A 14,997-nucleotide genomic window follows, 5' to 3' on the forward strand; every position below is an offset into this window, starting at 1 on the left:
TTCGACAAGCTCAGTGACCGGGAAAGGTGTGCCCGAACCGTTTCGGTCCCTGAGCCTGTCGAAGGGTTCCTCGTGCGCACTTCGACAAGCTCAGTGACCGGGAGCAGTGCGCCCGGAACGACGACGCGTCCTCGTGGGCACTTCGACAAGCTCAGTGACCGGGAAAGGTGCGCCCGCAACGACGAGGAGTCCTCGTGGACACTTCGACAAGCCCAGTGACCGGAAGAGGTTCGCCGGGAACGATTCGGTCCCTGAGCCTGTCGAAGGGCAGCCGGGTCGTGACACCTCAGTGAGCGGAAGAGGCCCACCCGGGGTGCTCCCGGCACCTCCGCCGGCCAGAGGGCGCTCCGAGCCGCACCACGTCCTGGAAAGCGCTTGCCGAGCGGGCGCTCGCACCGGTAACCTCGTCCGGAACCCCACCCGGAAGGTCGCGATGCTGCGCCGAAACGACACCTCCACCACGCCGATCGTCGTCAACGACAACGCCGCCTGGTGCTGGTTCCAGGACGAGCGCGCGATCGTCGATCCACGGTCGAACCTCCTCGTCGTGGGGTCGATCGCGTCAACGGGCGGCGTCGACGGCGAGCAGCGCGGCGGCAACGTCGAGGTCACCGTCGTCGACCTCAGCACCGGCACCGCCGACGTCGTCGTCCTGCACGAACGCCTCGAGTCCGACGACCACGACGTCCCGGCCCTCTGGCGGCGGCGCGACGGGCGCTGGCTCGCGATGTACACCCGTCACAAGACCGACGACCTCACCCGCTGGCGCATCAGCGAACCACACGACCCACGCCACTGGGGGCCCGAGCACACGTTCGACTGGAGCGCCTACACGGGCGGACTCGGCGTGACCTACTCGAACCTCCACGAACTCGACGGCCGACTGTATTGCTTCGCCCGCGCCGTCAACGACGACCAGTGCGCGCTCGTGTCGGACGACGACGGCGACACCTGGAGCTACGCCGGCAAGCTGTTCACCCGGCCGAAGATCGGCTACGTCAACGGCTACACGCGCTACCTCTCCTCCCCCGGGCGGATCGACCTCATCACCACCGACCACCACCCGCGCGACTTCGACAACAGCATCTACCACGGCTTCCTCGACACCGGCGGGCTCCACCGAACCGACGGTGCCGTCGTCGACCCGCATCCGTTGCTTGGCGACGCACCATCGCAGGTCGAGCTCACCACCCTCGTCGCCGCCGGATCACGAATGCCCGACGGCGGTAGCTGGGCCGGCGACCTGCTCTCCCACTGCTGGACCGTCGACGTGCGACGAGCCCCCGACGGCACCGTGGCCGCCGTCGTCTCCGCCCGCGCCGACGACGGACCAGCGCACCCGGACGAGGCGGCCGAACGACTCCGGCCCGTCCTGGACCACCGGTTCCTGTTCGCCCGCCTGACGCCCGGCGGCTCCTGGCAGGTACATCCGCTCGCCCTCGCCGGCCCCGGCCTCCTCCCGCACGAGCAGGACTACACCGGACTCGCCGCCATCGACCCGGACGACCTCGACTCGCTCTACGTCTCGACACCGATCGATCCGCGAGACGACCAACCGCTCGCCCACCACGAGATCTTCCACGGCCGCACCGACGACGACGGGGCGACCTGGACCTGGACGCCGGTCACGGCGGACTCGGACGTCGACAACCTGCGGCCGATCGTCGCGCCCGGCGACCCCTCGACCGTCTCGCTCCTGTGGTTCCGCGGCGACATGGCGAGCTCGCAGGACTACCGGTGCGAGGCCGTCCTGCTCCGCCTGCCGCGCACCGGGTGACGACCGGTCACTCTGGCCGCACCACTTCCTCGGGCCAGGACACCTCACCACTGAAGTCCGGGTGCTTGCGGAGGTAGGCCTGGATGAAGGGGCAGTACGGCACGATCGTCAGTCCTCGCTCGACCGCATCGTCGAGCGCCGCGGCGGCGAGGACGCTGCCGAGCCCCTGCCCGCCGAAGTCCGGATCGATCTCGGTGTGGGTGAACAGGATGCGACCCGGTTCCTCGCGGTACCCGGCGATCCCGGCGACGTGCTCCCCCACGAGGATCTCGTACTCGTGACGCTCGTCGTTGCGGACGACCTGCGGGCCGTCCTCGGGTGTGCTCGATGTCGACATCGGGGCTCCCTTCCGTTCGTCCCCACTGTACGTCGAGCGATCCGTCATGTGCTGTTTACGCAGCGGCCGATTCCGCAACGTGCCGGAAACACGCGCACAGGCCATCGGAAACACGCCGGTGTCACGCTGGGCGCACCCGACGCGCTCCAGCCGCGTCCCTGCGGAGAGGCACCTCGAATGGATCAAGGAAACACAGCGTTCATCCTGATATCAGCGGCACTCGTGCTGCTCATGACACCAGGGCTCGCGTTCTTCTACGGCGGCCTGGTCAAGGCGAAGAGCGTCATCAGCATGATGATGATGAGCTTCGGCGCACTCGGCCTCATCGGCGTCCTCTGGGTGCTCTACGGCTACGCGATCGCGTTCCCCGGCTCCGAAGGCACCGTCGCCCCCTGGGCGATCGACACCGGGAACATCGGCCTGACCGCCGCCCTCGAGACGCCTGAGGGAGCGGCCTACCCGCCACTCGCCTTCGTCGCCTTCCAGGCCACCTTCGCGATCATCACCGTCGCCCTCGTCTCCGGCGCCATCGCCGACCGCGCGAAGTTCGGTTCCTGGATGATCTTCGCCGGCATCTGGGCGACCGTCGTCTACTTCCCGGTCGCGAGCTGGGTGTTCAACTTCGGCCTCGCCGACGACGGCAGCTTCGCCTACGGCGGCTGGATCACGCACGGCCTGCAGGACGTCTTCGGCGTCGGCGTCATCGACTTCGCCGGTGGCACCGCGGTCCACATCAACGCCGGTGCTGCAGCCCTCGCCCTCGCGCTCGTCCTCGGCCGCCGCGTCGGCTTCAAGAAGGGCGCCTACGTCCCCCACAACCCGCCGTTCGTCCTCCTCGGCGCCGGTCTCCTCTGGTTCGGCTGGTTCGGGTTCAACGCCGGTTCGGAACTGGCGGCCGACGGCACCGCGGCACTCGTGTTCGTCAACACCATCGCCGCCCCGGCAGCAGCCCTGCTCGCCTGGCTCGTCGTCGAGAAGATCAAGGACGGCAAGCCGACCTCCGTCGGTGCCGCGTCCGGTGCCGTCGCCGGTCTCGTCGCGATCACCCCGGCGTGCGGTTCGCTGCACCCGATCTGGGCCATCGTCCTCGGTGTCGTCGCCGGCGCGGTCTGTGCGCTCGCGATCGACCTGAAGTTCAAGCTCGGCTTCGACGACTCGCTCGACGTCGTGGGCATCCACCTCGTCGGTGGTCTCATCGGCACCCTGTACCTCGGCTTCTTCGCCAACGGCACCGGCCTCTTCATGGGTGGTGACGCTTCGCAGTTGCTCGTCCAGGCGATCGCCGCGTTCTCCGTCCTCATCTACTCCTTCGTGCTCGCCTTCATCATCGGCTTCGCGATCGAGAAGACGATCGGATTCCGTGTGAAGAACGAGGATGAGATCGCCGGTATCGACACCGTTGTCCACGGTGAAGAGGGCTACATCCTCGTCGACGACAAGGCCTGATCCACCGGCCTGAACGACCTGCCCGACCCGACCCGACGAGGACGAGATGCGCGGAGCAGCTGGACCCGAACCGGCTGCCACCCCCGCTCATCTCGTCCTCGTCGACGTCGCGTCACGACCACCGGCCGACCCGGGCCCACCGCGGCTCATCCGGTTCGCCGACCTCGTGCGGCAACCACTCGACCGTGGCCGGGGCAGCGTGCGAGACGTCTGGACGAGCACCGACGTCGACCGCCGCATCCGCTGGCGACTGCAGGTCGTCGAGCTCCGTGACGCCGCCGGGCTCATCGCCGCCCCCGACGACATGAACCACGCGATCGTCGGCTTCGCCGGCCCACAGGTCGCGGTCCGCGCGGGTGGGAACGAGCTGAACGGCCCCGGGCGCATCCTGCACCGCGACGAGGTCCTGACCGTGCGCGAATCCTCGGTGCGTCTCTCGAGACCGCGGCTGCGGGCCTCGGGGTCGAGCTCGATGATCCTGTTGAGCTACAGCACCTCGGAGGACCCGCCGACGCTGAACTTCGAGCAGCCGGAGACCGCGCACGATCCCGCCGACGGCCTGCGGATCACCCTCGCCCTGCGCGGTCCGATCCGGCGCGGCGACGGCGAGGTCCCGCAGGGTGCCGCCCTCGTCTCCGCGCCGTTCGCCGTTCCGCCGCGCTACCGCTGACCGCTAGCGCTGACCGGCGGTCCGGCCGTCGGCGAACCGCTGTCGCGCGTGCTGCTGCCGCGACCCGACGGGCACCGCCTCGGTCGCCGCGGGGAGCCCCATGGACGGCGTCGACACGTAGATGCTCTCGGCGCGGTCGACGAGGAACGTCTCGTGCCAGACGCCGACGGCCTTCGGAGCAGACCGGGCGCGCTTGTTGAACCGCGACCAGGCAGGCCGATGGGCGGAGGCCGGTGCCGACGCGTAGGCGTAGAGCTTGTCGATCGACGACCAGTACTGCACGAGGTACGGGCCGCTGGAACCGAGCAGGATGTGCGAACCGAGGAGCCCGGACTCCGGGTCGGACATGAGCTCCTGCAGCATGCGCGGCATGTCACCGAAGATCGGGAGCCATTTGTCCACCCGCCACCACTGGTTGATGGTCATTCCGATGTGGAACACGACGAGCTCCCCCTCGTGACGATGGGTGATTCGGCCGACGACGACGCGTGACATAGACTGCTCCTGTTCGATAGTGACGCTATCCAAGTTGGATAGTAGCACTATCCAGACGAGGAGGACAGCATGAGGATCTCGGAACTCGCGGCAGTGTCCGAGGTGCCGGTGGCCACCATCAAGTACTACCTGCGCGAGCAACTCCTCCCGGAAGGCGAGCGCACCTCGGCGACCCAGGCGAGCTACGGCGACGCCCACGTGTCCCGGCTCCGCGTGATCCGCGCACTGCTCACCGCCGGCGTGAGCATCGCGGAGACCCGGAACGTCGTCGCCGCGCTGGACTCGCCGCCGGCGGGTCCGTACGACCTCCTCGGCGTCGCCCACACCGCTGTCACCCCGCGCCCGAGTGGTCCGGTCGACACGACCCGCGCACTGGAGCTCTACGAACGACTCGGCGGGATCGAGGCGCAGTGCGATCCCGGACTCCTCGCCGGCCTGGCCGGAGCCCTGGACACCCTGGAACGAGCCGGCTTCACCGTGCCACCCGCAGTCCTCGACCGCTATGTCGACGCAGCGCGCAGCATCGCCGAAGCCGAGATCGACGGCATCCCGGCGGACTCACCCGAGCTCGCGGTGCAGTACATCGTGCTCGGCACCGTGCTCACCGAACCGCTGATCCTCGCCCTCCGTCGGGCAGCCCAGCAGGTGGTGTCGTCGGAGCGGTTTGCCGGGACGGAACTCCCGCCGTCCGAGTCGTCCTGACGCGCAGACGTCGTGCGCCTCAGGCGTCGAGTTCCGCCGAGGTGGGCGGGTTCGCTCCCGGGCGCGACACCGTGATGCTCGCAGCTCGTGCGGCGCGGTCGAGCAGCTGCTGCAGCACCTCGTCGGACACCTCACGAAGTCGCTCCTCGGCCCCGGGCCCCGCGATACCGGCGGTCAGCAGCCCGTCGATCAGCGCACCCATGAACGTGTCGCCGGCACCGACGGTGTCGGCCACCTGCACCCGCGGCGTCTCGATCTCGAGCACGGAACCGTCTCTGACCGCGACCGCCCCGTCACCACCCATCGTCACGACCACGAGTCCCGGCCCGGCCGCGACCCATTCTCGAGCTGCGTCGACCGGTGCCACACCGGGCAGCAGGAACGCGACGTCCTCGTCACTCGCCTTCACGACGTGGGCGCGCGCGATGCAGTCGAGGGCCGCCTGGCGGACGCGGGCCGCGTCGTCGATGAGCGATGGCCTGATGTTCGGGTCGTAGGTGATGAGCGCCGAGGGACGACGCGTCTCGACCAGCTCGCGCAGGCGGTCGGCACTCGGCTCGAGGACCGAGGCGATCGAGCCGGTGTGGACGACGGCGGCGTCCGGCGCACCCGAGGCCTCCAGATCGAGCGAGAGGTCGAACTCGTAGGTGGCCGCCCCCTCGGCGTCGAGGGTCGCCTGAGCTGTGGACGTCCGACCGGTCGGAGCCGACACGAGGGTCACCGCGGACGTGTCGAGCCAGGAGCGGATCGCCGCGCCGCGCTCGTCGTCGCCCACATGGGTCACCAGGGCCGGGGCACGGCCCAGCCTACCGAGGGTGATCCCGACGTTCGCCGGGCTGCCGCCGGGGCTCTCCGCCTGCGTCCCGTCGAGCCGCCGGACGATGTCGATGAGGGTCTCGCCGGCGATGAGGACGTCGGTCGTGGGGGCTGCGTGCATGGCATCTCTCTCTGCTGGGTGCGAGGGTCGGGTGGCGTCAACCGGCGTCGGTCGACACCGCGGCGATGAGCGAGTCGCGCTCGATGATCGGCATCGTGACCAGCTCGTGCCCGAGGGCGTGCTGACCGAGGAGCATCGAGGCTCCGAGCGCGCCGATCTCCTGGTAGGGCAGCCGCGCGGTGGTGAGGCCCGGGCGCAGGTAGCCGGCGAGGATCTCGTCGTCGAAGGAGACGACGGAGACGTCCTGCGGAATCCGACGACCCTGTTCGAGCAGCACCTGGTAGGCACCGAAGGCGACGCCGTCGTTCGCGGCGAGGATCGCCGTGACGTCCGGGTGGCGCTCGAGGAGCGTGGCCGTGGCTTCGTAGCCGGGTTCCGGCTGCCACTCGACGATGTCGACCCGAGCAGGTTCGATCCCGGCCTCCGCGAACGCTGCGGCGATGCCCGCGAAGCGGAGTGCCACCGTCGCCGTCTGTCGCGGATCGTTGATGACGTCCTGGGGCAGGTCGCCGACCACGCCGATCCGTCGGTGACCCGCGTCGACGAGCCGCTTCGCGACCGCGTACCCGGCAGCTCGTTCGTCGGGCAGGACGTTCGCATGTCCTGAGGAGGACGCTCCGTTGAGCACGACGACGGGGACACCGGTCGAGGTGGCGGGGAGGTCGATGAGGCGGGCGCCGAGGAGGCCGATGAGGATGCCGTCGACCCGGTGGTCGATCATCGTCTCGAAGGCGCGGGCGAGACCGCCCTCGATCCCCTCGGTCTCCGCGATGAGCATCGTGTGGTCATGGGCCTTCGACACCTCGAGCGCACCGCCGATGAGCCCTGAGGCGTGCCGGGTGAGCGTGACCTCGTCGGAGATGAACCCGATCGTCCTGGTCTTCCCGCGGCGCAGCACCTGGGCCGCGGGGTTCGGGCGGTAGTCGAGCTCCGCTGCGGCGGCGCGAACCCGCTCGACGGCGTCCGCGGACAGCCGGGAACCGGGGCGGTCGTTCATGATCATGCTCACCGCGGCCTTGGACATGCCCGCGCGCTCCGCGACGTCCGCGAGGGTCGTGCGGCGGCGTTGCGTGGACATGACACTCCCTCGTGCGGTTTGCTGAATCAGTTCAGCATATCGCGCGGAGCTGTGTTATGTTTCGTCTGCTGAATCCGTTCAGCACCTCCATTCACGGCTCATCGTCCGCGCCCTGCGAACGGTCGGCCCCGATTTCGCAGGAGCAACAACGTGGTTGATCTGAGTCGCAGGGCGGCACTCGCCCTGCTCGGTCTCGGTCTGGCGGGCACGGCCATCTCCTGGCCGCGCCTCACCGGCGGAGACATCCCCGGCCGAGGTGACGACGCCCTCACCGTCGCCCTCTTCGGCACCGCCCAGGACGCCGCCGCCCGGCAGTCGCTCGTGGACGGCTTCCAGAAGCTGCACCCCGACATCCCCGTCCGGATCATCGCGATCCAGGGCCAGGACTGGGGCAACTTCTTCGCCAAGATCCTCACGATGGTCGCGGCCGGCACCCCGCCGGACATCGTGTCGGTCGCCACGGAGGGCACCCAGCTGTTCGCGGAGCGACTCGCCCACCCGATCGACGAGTACGTGCAGCGCGACGCCGCCGAACTGCAGGAGTACTTCGACGACGTGAACCCCTCGCTCATCGAGTCGTTCATGTACAAGGGCAACCTGTTCCAACTGCCGGACAACTTCAACGCGGCGAACATGTACTACAACACCTCCGCGTTCGAGCGGGCCGGCCTCGAGCGTCCGCGCGACGACTGGTCGGTCGACGACTTCTTCACCGTCGGCCGCACCATGCAGGCCAGCGCCCCCGGGTCGTTCCTGCCGTACTTCTGGAACAACCGGCTGTGGGGCGGCGTCGTGCCCTGGTTGTACATCAACGACACGAGCTTCCTCACCGAGGAGAAGGCACCCGGCGGCGACTGGATGTGGTCGAAGTTCTACCCGGACGAGACCCCTCGTGGTGGTGGGTACCTGTGGGAGAACGCCGACGCGCTGAGCGACCGCACCGTCGAGAGCTTCGAGGTCCTGCAGCGCATGGTCTCCGAAGGGATCGCCGCGAACCCCGCCCAGGGCGGCGGCAACGAGCTCGTCTCGCTCTTCTCCCGCGGCTCGGTCGGCATGACGCCGGCCGGCGGGTTCTGGGTCAAGGGACTCAACGACGCCGGCCTCGGCGACGACGAGTACGACGTCACCTACTTCCCGAAGATGCGCGGACAGCGCCACCAGTTCGGAGCCGGCGGGTACGCGATGATGCAGACCTCCGAACGCAAGGACGAGGCGTGGGAGTGGATGAAGTACTGCATCTCCGTCGAGGGCATGTCGATCGCGCACAGCCAGCCCGACTCGTCGCTGCCCCGGCGCTCACTCAACGCCGAGCTGTACGGCGGTGACATCGGACCGAAGCACTGGGAGGTCTTCTACGACACCCTCGACCGGTTCCCGACGACCGGCCCGATGCCCGCACCGCCCCAACAGGCCGCCGTCGAGTCGGCCCTCATCAAGAACGTGGTCGGCACGATCACGAACGGCCCGAACGGCGTCCGCCGAGGCCTCGAGACGATGCAGCGGGACCTTGAGCTCGCGCTGAAGGGACGATGATGGCACTGCAGTCACCGACGGCGACCCGGGCACTGGTCGTCCCGCCCGAGGCCAAGACCGGACGGCGCAAGCGTGCCCCTCGCGGGAGCCGCCTGCTCGTCTGGGTGTTCCTCGCCCCCACGCTGATCGGCCTCGGACTCTTCAGCTTCGTCCCGATCATCGGGTCGTTCGTCCTCGCCTTCTTCCGGTGGGACATCATCTCGGCACCCGAGTTCGTCGGCGTCGGCAACTTCGTCGACCTCGCCGCCAACCCCACGGTGCGCGTGTCCTTCCTGAACACGGTCGGCTTCGTGGTCGTGGCGGTGACGCTCCAGCTCGCCGTCGCGCTCCTGCTCGCGATCCTCGTGCAGTCGCGGATGCCGGAATGGCTGCGTACCTTCTTCCGCTCCGCGCTGTTCTTCCCGTTGGTGCTGTCGGCCGCATCCGTGTCGCTTGTGATGTCGTACCTGTTCAACCAGGAGTTCGGCCTCGTCAACGAGTTCCTCGGGCTCTTCGGCGTCGGGAACATCGGCTGGCTGACGACCGGGTTCGGGGCGAAGATCGTCGTCCTCCTCGTCTACGTGTGGCAGAACTTCGGCTTCACCTTCCTGCTGTTCATCGGCGGACTCGCCGCGATCCCACGCGAGGTCTACGAGGCGTCGTCGCTCGACGGCGCGTACGGCTGGAGCCAGTTCCGGAACGTCACCCTGCCCCTCGTGAGCCCGACCATGCTCGTCGCGTCCGTCATGGCCATCATCAGCGCCCTGCAGATCTTCGACCAGCCGTACGTCCTCACGCGAGGTGGGCCGGGAGACGACACCCGTACCGCGGTGATGGTGATCTACGAGTCCGCGTTCCAGCAGCTCGACTTCGGTCTCGCCGCAGCGATCGGCATCGTGCTGACGCTCCTGATCATGCTCGTCACCGCCGCACAGTTCCGGCTGAGCAAGCGTTTCGTCTTCTACGGATGAGGTCCCAGATGTCCATCGCAGCAGTCACCCCCGACTCATCACGCCGCCGACTCGCCTCGGCCGGGAAGTTCCTCGTCCTCGTCATCGCCGCGTTCCTCACGCTCGCGCCCGTCGTGTGGACGCTCATCACCGCGCTCACCCCCGCGAACGTCGCCACCGGGCAGACCGAGTTCGGCCCGGGCGCCTTCATCGACGTCTTCCAGAAGATCCCGATCCTGCTCTACACGTGGAACAGCGCGCTCGTGACGCTCCTCATCGCGGCCGGGCAGATGCTCAGCGCGGCGATGGCCGGCTACGTGTTCGCGCGCTTCGAATTCGGCGGCAAGCGCATCCTGTTCGGCCTCATCCTCGCCACGATGATGGTGCCGATGCAGGTGACGATCGTCCCCGTGTTCATGCTCATCCGCGGCATGGGCCTGTCGGACACGCTCCTCGCGCTCATCATCCCGATGATCCCGACGGCGTTCGGCACGTTCCTCATGCGGCAGTACTTCATGGGGTTGCCGCCGGAGCTCGCCGAGGCGGCGCAGATCGACGGGGCGGGACCGTGGAAGATCTTCTTCCGCATCTACCTGCCGCTCGCCGCCCCGGGCCTCGCGATCGTCGGCATCCTCGCATTCAACTACCACTGGAACGAGTTCTTCCGGCCATTGATCCTGACGATCAGCGAGCAGAACTTCACCCTCCCGCTCGGGCTCGTGACCCTGCAGGGCAACCTCGGCACCGGGTCGGTCGCGACCGTCCTCGCCGGTGTCGTCCTGTCCATGATCCCGGCTGCGCTGGTCTTCGTCTTCGGCCAGAAGCCGCTGCGCGAAGGGCTCACCGCCGGCGTCAGCAAGTGACCAGCACCACCGCCCTCCCCTCGATCCGACTGATCTCGAACCGAAAGGAAGCCATGACCGGCCTCCACGCAACGCACGTCCTCGACCGCGGCTTCCCGCTGCTGCACCCGCGACCCGAGGCCGGGTGGTTGAACGATCCGAACGGCATCATGTTCGTCGACGGTCGCTGGCACGTCTTCTTCCAATACAACCCGGGGTCGGCCCGGCACGAGGACATCCACTGGGGTCACGTGAGCTCGCCGGACCTGCTCGCCTGGGAGGAGCACCCGGTGGCCCTGGCACCCCGCCCGGGCACCACCGACGGCTTCGGCTGTTGGAGCGGCGTCGGGGTCGTCGACCAGGGCCGGCCGTCCGTCGTCTACTCGGGCGCGCGTGACCGGCACGGGTTCTCGGAGGTCGTCGTCGTCCACGGCTCGGCGGATGCGCAGGACTGGACCGGCGAACGCATCGTCGCTGCCGGGCTCCCCGCCGATGAGCGCGTGACGATGGTGCGCGACCCGTTCCTCTTCGAGCTGGGTGGGCGCCGCTGGGCGATCCAGGGTGCCGGCCGCTCCGACGTCGGTGGCGCACTACTCCTCTACGGCGTCGACGACCTCGACGCCTGGACCGAGGAGGGGTATCTGCTGACGGCCGATGCGCCGGTCGTCTCCGAGCTCGCTCCGTGCGAAGGGTGGGAGTGCCCGCAGCTCGTGCGGGTCGGCGACGACTGGGTGCTGCTGGTGTCGCTGTGGCTCGACGGCCAGCCGCACCGCGGGGTGGCCTGGGTCCTCGGCTCGATGGACCTCGACGAGGCCACCGGGCGGCCCGTGTTCAGCGCCCGCCGGACCGGCATCATCGACGAGGGGTCGAGCTTCTACGCGCCGCAGGCCGTGCAGTCCGACGGCTCGGACAGACAGTCGGAGCGGGTGCTGCTCTGGGGCTGGGCGCAGGAGATCGCTCCCGATGGCGTGCGCGGCCGGACGCAGGCGGACACCGACGAGCAGGGTTGGTCGGGCATGCTGACGTTCCCGCGCGAGCTCGTGGTCCGCGGCGACGAGGTCGAGCTGATCCCGGCGCGGGAGCTGACGGGACTCCGGGCCGAGGTCGTCGACGCGGCGGAACTCCCTGATCAGGCTGAGGTGCGACTCACGGGCGCAGGCGCGGCCTCCCTCGAGCTGTCGGGTTCGGACACGCAGCTGATCTGGCACGGCGAGCTGGCCGACGGGGACGAGGTCCGGATCCTCATCGACGCGTCGATCGTCGAGATCCACCACACCGGGCACCCCGTTCGGACGTTCCGGGCGTACCCGACTGACGGCGAGCGGTACGCCGTGCGGCACGACGCGGCCGTGCGGAGCGAAACGTGGTCGCTGGCCCTCCCCACGGCAGGCGGCGTGTCGGCATCCCACTGACCCGGAAACGCGGTGACGCGCGGCACGGAATGCGCCGCGCGTCACCGCGTGCAGTCGCCGGACCTACTTCGCGAGGAACTCCAGGACGGCCTCGTTCCATTCCTCCGCGTGGCTGACGTTGACGCCGTGCGGCGCACCCTTGACGACATACAGCGTCGACGTCGGGATCGCCGCGTGCGTCCGTGCACCGGAGCCCTCGAAGGGGACGGTCGCATCGCTGTCGCCGTGGATGACGAGCGTCGGGACCGTGACGTTCGGCAAGTCGTCGCGGAAGTCGGTGTTCGCGAACGACGCCATCGCCTCGAGCGCGGCGGGCTTGAACGCCTGGTGCGCGAGCGCGAGGGCTTCCTGACGCTGCTCCTCCGTGACCTTCAGCTCGCCGTCGACCGAGAAGAAGTCGGTCGTGAACTGGTCGTAGAACGCGTCCTGGTCCGCCGTGAGACCTGCGGTCATCTTCGCGGCCTCGGAGACGGGGAGCGGACCGTCCGGGTTGCCGGGGGTCTGCAGCAGGTAGGGCGGCACTGCGGAGGCGAACACCGCACTGTGGATGCGCTCCGAACCGTGGCGGGCGAAGTACCGGGCGACCTCGCCGCCACCCATCGAGAACCCGACGAGCGTCACGTCGCGCAGGTCGAGGGCTCCGATGACGGCCTGCAGGTCGTCGGTGAGCCGGTCGTAGCCGTAACCGGTCAGCGGCTTGTCGCTGCGACCGAAGCCGCGGCGATCGTAGGTGATGACACGGTAGCCGGCGGCCTCGAAGGCCGGGACCTGTTCCTTCCACGACTCGCCCGACAGCGGCCACCCGTGGATGAGGACGACCGGGCGTCCGGTGCCGCCGGTGTCGTCGACGTGCAGCTTCGTCTCCTTCAGCAGGCCCTGGTGTGCGGTGATCTCCGACATGGCGTTCCTCTTCCGGGCCGCAGGTCGCGGCCACTCAGACCAGCTTCGGAGGGAGTGCCGCGAGCGGATGGGGGCTTGCGAACCGCGAGGCGATGTCCTATCCGATGAAGACTCCGGCGACGTGGCGACCCGGCACGTTCACCGCTCGGTCGGGAGCAGTCCCAGCCGCCGTGCGGTGGCCAGCGCGTCCTCGCGGGAGTCGACCCCGAGCTTTCGGTAGACGTTCCGGAAGTGGAACTTGACCGTGTTCGCGGACACGTACAGCGCCTGCGCGATGTCCTGCCGGGTCCGGCCCTCCGCGGAGAGCTGGAGGATCCGGCGCTCGGTGGCGGTGAGCTCCACGAGCTGCACGGTCTCCGGCGTCGGCTCGGGACTCGAGGCGAGCGTCCACTCGATCCGCGCATGGGTCTCGCTGGGCGACATCGTGCCGAGGAGGTGTCGAAGCGGCCTGCGCGGCGCGACCACGAACGGTGTGAGCATCCCGGTCCGCGCCGTCGTCGCGATCGCCTGCAGGAGATGCCGCCGACCGTCCTCGTCCGAGTCGTCGGCGAGCGCCGAGGTGATGAGCAGCTCCGTCTGCGCACCGGCGTCGATGTGCTCCTCTGCGAGCCCGGCGGTGGCGAGTTCCCGCGCGAGGGGTTTGCGGTCGGTCAGGAGCGCGAGCCGCGAGGCGACCGCCGCGGTGTGGGCGTTCCGGTCACGGCCGTCGAGGAGGACGCTGGCCTCCGTCGGACGGTCGAGGGCGAGGAGGAGTGACGCTTCCACGGCGTCGAGGAGTCGCTCCGACCCGGCATGACGCAGGCTGCGACCGGCGAACACGCGGGTGCGTTCGATGAGCTGCAGCGCCGCCCGTCGATCGCCCCAGAGGAGTGCGTGCTGCGCTTGCGCGTAGGTGATGAACGGCGCCCAGGACCGCTCGCGGTTGACCTGGAGCTCGAGCGTCGCGAGCGCCGCCTCCGCCGCCGCCCGGTCGACGCGGGCGATGGCGATCAAGGCCCGGGCGATGGCACCCGACAGTTGGACCAGCGGCACCATCCACCCGTGCGCGCCGCCCCCGTCGTCGTGGCGCTCGAGCCAGCGGTCCGCCTCCACGATCTCGCCGCGCACCGCATAGAGCAGGGCGAGCTTGCCGGAGGCGTCACCGCCGTTCCGGCCGTCCCACGACTCGTGTCGGAGCTCGTACGCCTCGCGGAGCACGAGGCTCGCCTCGTGGAGGTCACCTACGAGCAGCTTCGTGATCCCCACCTGCAACAGGGCGGTGGGGACGCGGGGCGCGAACTCGGTCGGGCGGTGCACGCGGGCCCGCCGCGCGAGCTCCTCGGTGATCCGGGCGTAGTGCAACGCGCGCTGGTGCTGGCCGTGCACGCGGTAGGCGATCATGAACGCCGTCGATGCGCTCAGGCTGATGCGCGCGAGCTCGGCGCGAGCTCGGTCCCGCAGGTCGTCGGGATCGGTCGGGAGCTGGAACCGCCCCACCGACTGGTCGAGTGCGTCGGTCTCGCCACGGATGTTGAGCCGGATCTCCCGGACGGCGAAGACGATGGGGTGGTTCGAGAGCACGCGCGCCGGGAGCGCCTGCAGCGCACGGTCGAGCGTCGCGAGGTCGAGCGCCATGAGGATCCCCCACTCGTACTCGATCACCGAGACGACCGTGTCCCAGTCCTCCTCCTGGATGGCCGTGGTGAGGAGTCGGGTGACCGGGGCGACGTCCGTGGGGTGGAGGAACCCCGCCCCGAGGGAGGGAAAGTACCTATTCCGACCGATGTGCACGGGTCAACCCTAAGTGACCGTCACTCGTCGGGGAACACCCGGGGCAGGATGCGGGGTGGTCTTTGGTCGATCCGCCCGGACCGCGTCGGGGTTGCCGCTCTACTGATCCTCGGCCCCTCAGCTGGGGCCAGGTTTTCGGCGGGCGCACCGCCGCTTCACGGGGAAGGCA

Annotated in this window: 14 protein-coding genes; 8 read left to right on the top strand and 6 right to left on the bottom strand. The window is 69.3% G+C overall.

The window, feature by feature from the left end; translation table 11 throughout:
* The first annotated feature begins 433 nt into the window (after nucleotides 1–433).
* Nucleotides 434–1,777: a BNR-4 repeat-containing protein gene (locus tag IFU30_RS12945; protein WP_192005533.1), complete on the top strand. Its 1,344-nt coding sequence runs from the start codon at nucleotides 434–436 to the stop codon at nucleotides 1,775–1,777.
* 7 nt (nucleotides 1,778–1,784) lie between these two features.
* Here IFU30_RS12945 and IFU30_RS12950 read toward each other — a convergent pair whose 3' ends face one another.
* Nucleotides 1,785–2,114, bottom strand: a complete 330-nt coding sequence (locus IFU30_RS12950) for a GNAT family N-acetyltransferase (RefSeq protein WP_192005534.1) — start codon at nucleotides 2,112–2,114, stop codon at nucleotides 1,785–1,787.
* A gap of 177 nt (nucleotides 2,115–2,291) precedes the next feature.
* Between IFU30_RS12950 and IFU30_RS12955 the strand changes: the two genes are divergently transcribed.
* Together IFU30_RS12955 and IFU30_RS12960 are read left to right on the top strand one after the other, a co-directional pair.
* Nucleotides 2,292–3,560, top strand: coding sequence for an ammonium transporter (locus IFU30_RS12955; RefSeq protein ID WP_085512342.1), 1,269 nt, complete (start codon nucleotides 2,292–2,294; stop codon nucleotides 3,558–3,560).
* Between the two features lie 46 nt (nucleotides 3,561–3,606).
* The gene (locus tag IFU30_RS12960) at nucleotides 3,607–4,230 is read left to right on the top strand and encodes a hypothetical protein (protein WP_192005536.1); all 624 of its coding nucleotides are present in this window, start codon (nucleotides 3,607–3,609) and stop codon (nucleotides 4,228–4,230) included.
* A 3-nt stretch (nucleotides 4,231–4,233) separates the two neighbouring features.
* Here IFU30_RS12960 and IFU30_RS12965 read toward each other — a convergent pair whose 3' ends face one another.
* Complete coding sequence (locus IFU30_RS12965; protein WP_079706937.1) at nucleotides 4,234–4,725, bottom strand: DUF4188 domain-containing protein; 492 nt, start codon at nucleotides 4,723–4,725, stop codon at nucleotides 4,234–4,236.
* Nucleotides 4,726–4,794: 69 nt separating this feature from the next.
* On the opposite strand from IFU30_RS12965, the gene IFU30_RS12970 reads away from it, so the two are divergent.
* A complete protein-coding gene (locus tag IFU30_RS12970) occupies nucleotides 4,795–5,427 on the top strand; it encodes a MerR family transcriptional regulator (protein WP_159879573.1) in 633 nt (210 codons plus the stop codon).
* A 19-nt stretch (nucleotides 5,428–5,446) separates the two neighbouring features.
* Here the strand turns inward: IFU30_RS12970 and IFU30_RS12975 are convergent, their stop codons facing one another.
* Together IFU30_RS12975 and IFU30_RS12980 are read right to left on the bottom strand one after the other, a co-directional pair.
* The gene (locus tag IFU30_RS12975; protein WP_192005537.1) at nucleotides 5,447–6,364 is read right to left on the bottom strand and encodes a carbohydrate kinase family protein; all 918 of its coding nucleotides are present in this window, start codon (nucleotides 6,362–6,364) and stop codon (nucleotides 5,447–5,449) included.
* A 37-nt stretch (nucleotides 6,365–6,401) separates the two neighbouring features.
* Nucleotides 6,402–7,442 carry a LacI family DNA-binding transcriptional regulator gene (locus tag IFU30_RS12980; RefSeq protein WP_064294696.1) on the bottom strand — a complete coding sequence of 347 codons (1,041 nt, stop codon included), beginning with the start codon at nucleotides 7,440–7,442 and terminating at the stop codon, nucleotides 6,402–6,404.
* A gap of 150 nt (nucleotides 7,443–7,592) precedes the next feature.
* Here IFU30_RS12980 and IFU30_RS12985 point away from each other — a divergent pair, with 150 nt between their 5' ends.
* The 4 genes from IFU30_RS12985 to IFU30_RS13000 are packed head-to-tail and all read left to right on the top strand — an operon-like array spanning nucleotide 7,593 to nucleotide 12,158.
* Nucleotides 7,593–8,975: an extracellular solute-binding protein gene (locus IFU30_RS12985; RefSeq protein ID WP_079706933.1), complete on the top strand. Its 1,383-nt coding sequence runs from the start codon at nucleotides 7,593–7,595 to the stop codon at nucleotides 8,973–8,975.
* Nucleotides 8,975–9,925: a carbohydrate ABC transporter permease gene (locus IFU30_RS12990; RefSeq protein ID WP_082915952.1), complete on the top strand. Its 951-nt coding sequence runs from the start codon at nucleotides 8,975–8,977 to the stop codon at nucleotides 9,923–9,925. The genes IFU30_RS12985 and IFU30_RS12990 overlap by 1 nt, the downstream gene beginning before the upstream one ends.
* Before the next feature lie 8 nt (nucleotides 9,926–9,933).
* Nucleotides 9,934–10,767 carry a carbohydrate ABC transporter permease gene (locus tag IFU30_RS12995; protein WP_192005539.1) on the top strand — a complete coding sequence of 278 codons (834 nt, stop codon included), beginning with the start codon at nucleotides 9,934–9,936 and terminating at the stop codon, nucleotides 10,765–10,767.
* A gap of 53 nt (nucleotides 10,768–10,820) precedes the next feature.
* Nucleotides 10,821–12,158: a glycoside hydrolase family 32 protein gene (locus IFU30_RS13000; RefSeq protein WP_192005540.1), complete on the top strand. Its 1,338-nt coding sequence runs from the start codon at nucleotides 10,821–10,823 to the stop codon at nucleotides 12,156–12,158.
* Between the two features lie 63 nt (nucleotides 12,159–12,221).
* Here the strand turns inward: IFU30_RS13000 and IFU30_RS13005 are convergent, their stop codons facing one another.
* Together IFU30_RS13005 and IFU30_RS20905 are read right to left on the bottom strand one after the other, a co-directional pair.
* Nucleotides 12,222–13,058, bottom strand: coding sequence for an alpha/beta fold hydrolase (locus IFU30_RS13005; RefSeq protein ID WP_192005541.1), 837 nt, complete (start codon nucleotides 13,056–13,058; stop codon nucleotides 12,222–12,224).
* Nucleotides 13,059–13,196: 138 nt separating this feature from the next.
* The gene (locus IFU30_RS20905) at nucleotides 13,197–14,828 is read right to left on the bottom strand and encodes a LuxR C-terminal-related transcriptional regulator (RefSeq protein ID WP_192005542.1); all 1,632 of its coding nucleotides are present in this window, start codon (nucleotides 14,826–14,828) and stop codon (nucleotides 13,197–13,199) included.
* Nucleotides 14,829–14,997: the final 169 nt, after the last annotated feature.

The sequence above is a fragment of the Plantibacter sp. CFBP 8798 genome, assembly GCF_014841195.1.
Classification (GTDB): Bacteria; Actinomycetota; Actinomycetes; order Actinomycetales; family Microbacteriaceae; genus Plantibacter; species Plantibacter auratus.

Bases quoted from the DNA above. Each gene is read 5' to 3' on its own strand.
- IFU30_RS12945 (WP_192005533.1), top strand. From the start codon at position 434: ATGCTGCGCCGAAACGACACCTCCACCACGCCGATCGTCGTCAACGAC.
- IFU30_RS12950 (WP_192005534.1), bottom strand. From the start codon at position 2,114: ATGTCGACATCGAGCACACCCGAGGACGGCCCGCAGGTCGTCCGCAAC.
- IFU30_RS12955 (WP_085512342.1), top strand. From the start codon at position 2,292: ATGGATCAAGGAAACACAGCGTTCATCCTGATATCAGCGGCACTCGTG.
- IFU30_RS12960 (WP_192005536.1), top strand. From the start codon at position 3,607: ATGCGCGGAGCAGCTGGACCCGAACCGGCTGCCACCCCCGCTCATCTC.
- IFU30_RS12965 (WP_079706937.1), bottom strand. From the start codon at position 4,725: ATGTCACGCGTCGTCGTCGGCCGAATCACCCATCGTCACGAGGGGGAG.
- IFU30_RS12970 (WP_159879573.1), top strand. From the start codon at position 4,795: ATGAGGATCTCGGAACTCGCGGCAGTGTCCGAGGTGCCGGTGGCCACC.
- IFU30_RS12975 (WP_192005537.1), bottom strand. From the start codon at position 6,364: ATGCACGCAGCCCCCACGACCGACGTCCTCATCGCCGGCGAGACCCTC.
- IFU30_RS12980 (WP_064294696.1), bottom strand. From the start codon at position 7,442: ATGTCCACGCAACGCCGCCGCACGACCCTCGCGGACGTCGCGGAGCGC.
- IFU30_RS12990 (WP_082915952.1), top strand. From the start codon at position 8,975: ATGGCACTGCAGTCACCGACGGCGACCCGGGCACTGGTCGTCCCGCCC.
- IFU30_RS12995 (WP_192005539.1), top strand. From the start codon at position 9,934: ATGTCCATCGCAGCAGTCACCCCCGACTCATCACGCCGCCGACTCGCC.
- IFU30_RS13000 (WP_192005540.1), top strand. From the start codon at position 10,821: ATGACCGGCCTCCACGCAACGCACGTCCTCGACCGCGGCTTCCCGCTG.
- IFU30_RS13005 (WP_192005541.1), bottom strand. From the start codon at position 13,058: ATGTCGGAGATCACCGCACACCAGGGCCTGCTGAAGGAGACGAAGCTG.